Below are 1018 nucleotides of genomic sequence, written 5' to 3'. Positions count from 1 at the left end.
TGAGCAGGGCCAACCTGAGCCAGGCCAACCTGAGCGAGGCTGACCTGAGCGGGGCCAACCTGAGCCAGGCCAACCTGAGCGGGGCCAACCTGAGCAGGGCCAACCTGAATGAGGCTGACCTAAGTGAGGCTGACCTGAGTGGAGCCAGCCTAAGCAGAGCCAACCTGAGCAGGGCCAACCTGAGCAGGGCCAACCTGAATGAGGCTGACCTAAGGGGGGCTGACCTGAGGGGGGCTGACCTGGGCAGAGCCAACCTGAACAGGGCCAACCTGAGCAAAGCCGACCTAAGCGGGGCCAACCTGAGGGGATCGTTTGTTTCTGAAACGACCCAGCTAGATCCCAAGTGGCGGTTAGTCTGGGAAATCGTCAACAGTCAGGCCGGCCTGAAGAACCTAAGCGGAGCTGACCTGAGCGGGGCCAACTTGAGCGGGAGCAACCTGAGCAGAGCTAGCCTGGGTGAAGCCAACCTATATGGAACCGACCTGCGCGACGCTAACCTAATTGGGGCCGACCTAAGCAGGGCCGATCTGCAAGAAGCTAACCTGGCTGGGGCTTACCTGATAGGCGCCAACCTGAGAGGTGCCAACCTCACTGGGGCCAACCTGAGCAGAGCTCGGCTCATTGGGGCTGATTTGGACGAGGCTAATTTGAGCCGGGCCAACCTAAGTGGGGCTGACCTAAGCTGGGCCAAGCTGTGGGGTACTCAACTTAGAGGGGCCAACCTAGCAGGTGCCAGGCTCAATCGTGGATGGGGATGGTTCAAAGATTTGACGGACACAATTCTCCCCGATGGGACACGCCATCCTTAGACTTTGTGGCCCCAAGGTTTGTAGAGAGTCGCTTGGAAGAATGAGGGAGGTGATTCAGTGGCCGAGAACTTCGATCCTGTTTTGGGGGGACAAGGGCCGGGTGGATTTGATCCAGTCATGGGAGGCTTGGTGGGCATTGAGCAAGCCCTGGGCAGTCCGAATCCCAAGGTGAGAATCCAAGCAATCAAGGGTGCTCTGAGGTACGGATC

At 59.0% G+C, this 1018-nt stretch carries 1 protein-coding gene; it reads left to right on the top strand.

Features of this window, described 5'->3' with window-relative positions; genetic code table 11:
• Positions 1-809 (top strand): pentapeptide repeat-containing protein (locus tag ACVWY9_RS14090; protein ID WP_457389035.1); only part of this gene is annotated, 809 nt, incomplete at its 5' end.
• Positions 810-1018: the final 209 nt, after the last annotated feature.

Source organism: Thermostichus sp. OS-CIW-31, from assembly GCF_054060305.1.
Note: the sequence above shows the minus strand (reverse complement) of the source record. Positions and strands in the feature narration are given on the sequence as shown.